The organism is Psychrobacter sp. CX18, assembly GCF_057396215.1.
In genome coordinates this window covers 1-1,973 of record NZ_JBXYJH010000039.1, presented here as the reverse complement: position 1 = coordinate 1,973, position 1,973 = coordinate 1, and the positions used below count along the sequence as shown (strand labels likewise).

Here is a 1,973-nt window from a genome sequence, read left to right as displayed (position 1 = left end):
AGCATTTGTACCTACTATGTAAGTCTCAAGCGTATTACCTGCTTGGTCAGTAATGGTAAGCTCGTCTCCTACTTCTGCAGTATCCGGAATAACAACATCAACAGTAAGTTGCGTTTTGCCTGCAAGCTCTTCTATGTTGAGATACTCATCATTATTCGCATCATCTACTATGTTGATGGTTGGCGCATCTACCGTAGTATCAATCACGGCACTGTCCGAAGCTTGAGATGAATTACCTGTGGCATCAGTCAATGTGGCAGTAACTTGTATGGTCTCATTCTCGGCCGGTACAGGGACTTGTATTGTGACTGTACCTCCACGTAAAACGGTATCACCAACTTCATAAGTATAGCTAGTACCTAAATAGTCGGTAACTGTTAAGACGTCTCCGATTTGCGCATCTGATGGCACAGCTATCTCAACGTCTAGCTCAGTTTGACCATTTAACTCCTCAGCATTGATAAAGCCATCGTCTGGACTGCTGTCCGAAATAATAGTAACTGTTGGACGATATGATAACTCAGTCGCTACTTCATACTCCTTAGTAGCGGTTACAGGACCGGTATTGCCTGCCTCATCAGTGGCGGCAATAACACCATCAATGGTGGTGTCAGGATCCGCTGCTAAATCAGCGCCTGATACTTCAATACTAAAGGCGCCATCGGCATCTACAGCACCTGTGAACTCATTGCCATTTATCGTTAGTGTGACGATATCACCGTCAGTGAATTCTCCTGTCACAGTTCCTGTTAGGGTTACGAGACTCTCAGATTCTGCTGCGTTGACAGTGTTGTCGTCTGTAATATCATTAATAACTAAAGTGGTTACACTGTTCGTCGGTGGGACAGTGTCACGAGTGGCACTGTCTGTACCAGGTTCGCTTTGGTTACCTGCAGGGTCAGTGATCGTTGCTTCAACGTCAAGCGCTTCACCTTCTGCTGGTGCAGGTATGTCAACCACTACTTCACCGGCGTCTTTGTCTGCTTGGGTAATTTCTTGCTCAACACCGTTGACGGTGACAACACCGCCCACTTCGGCGTCATCCGGTAGGGTCACGGTGACAGGAACATTACCATCGGCATCAATCTCATCGGCGGTGATAAACTCATCGCCATTACCTATGACTGCAGTCGGGGCTGTCGGTGCGACAGTGTCACGAGTGGCACTGTCTGTACCAGGTTCGCTTTGGTTACCTGCAGGGTCAGTGATCGTTGCTTCAACGTCAAGCGCTTCACCTTCTGCTGGTGCAGGTATGTCAACCACTACTTCACCGGCGTCTTTGTCTTCTTGGGTGATTTCTTGCTCAACACCGTTGACGGTGACAACACCGCCCACTTCGGCGTCATCCGGTAGAGTGACGGTGACAGGAACATTACCATCGGCATCAATCTCATCTGCGGTGATAAACTCATCGCCATCACCTATGACTGCTGTCGGGGCTGTCGGTGCGACAGTGTCACGAGTGGCACTGTCTGTACCAGGTTCGCTTTGGTTACCTGCAGGGTCAGTGATCGTTGCTTCAACGTCAAGCGCTTCACCTTCTGCTGGTGCAGGTATGTCAACCACTACTTCACCGGCGTCTTTGTCTGCTTGGGTGATTTCTTGCTCAACACCGTTGACGGTGACAAAACCGCCCACTTCGGCGTCATCCGGTAGAGTGACGGTGACAGGAACATTACCATCGGCATCAATCTCATCTGCGGTGATAAACTCATCGCCATCACCTATGACTGCTGTCGGGGCTGTCGGCGGTTGGGTATCCACTTTTGCACTGTCTGTGCCTTCTACTTCGTTCCCTGCAGGGTCTGCAAGAACAGCTGTTACTTCTAAGGTGTCGCCGTTAGCAGGTACTGCTGCGGTGACGGTGACGGTGTCTTCCGGATCGACATTGGTGCCTACGGTGTATTCGCCAAGCTCATTACCTGCTTGGTCGGTGATGGTCAGTACGTCACCTTCTTCAGCATCGGCTGGGA

Annotated in this window: 1 protein-coding gene; it reads right to left on the bottom strand. The window is 50.0% G+C overall.

Annotation, left to right across the window (positions count from 1 at the left end; translation table 11 throughout):
- A partial coding sequence (locus tag AC2SLT_RS13110) for an Ig-like domain-containing protein (protein ID WP_486548093.1) occupies positions 1-1,973 on the bottom strand: 1,973 nt, incomplete at both ends.